The sequence below is a fragment of the Onishia niordana genome (assembly GCF_004798965.1).
Classification (GTDB): domain Bacteria; phylum Pseudomonadota; class Gammaproteobacteria; order Pseudomonadales; family Halomonadaceae; genus Onishia; species Onishia niordana.
The window spans coordinates 1-256 of sequence record NZ_SDSD01000119.1; the positions used below are offsets into that span (position 1 = coordinate 1).

Below are 256 nucleotides of genomic sequence, written 5' to 3' on the forward strand. Positions count from 1 at the left end.
TGTATGTGGAGGACATGACCTTTATCAACGTGCCGATGATGTTCCAGAAACAGTTAAAAATCGCCTAGAAGTAAACATCAAGGAATCAGCACCAATCTTGAAACACTATACAGAACTTGGTTTAGTTAAATCAATCGATGGCGGACAAGCTATGGAGAAAGTAACCGAAGATATTCAAGCTGTTCTTGGCTAAAATAGAACAAAACAAACACTGAACATTATTTCAGTGTTTTTTGTTTGTCTATCTTCGGAAAAG

Annotated in this window: 1 pseudogene; it reads left to right on the forward strand. The window is 36.7% G+C overall.

What is annotated here, in order from left to right:
- A pseudogene (locus tag ETC27_RS18165) lies at nucleotides 1-193 on the forward strand (hypothetical protein); the annotation flags it as partial.
- Nucleotides 194-256: the final 63 nt, after the last annotated feature.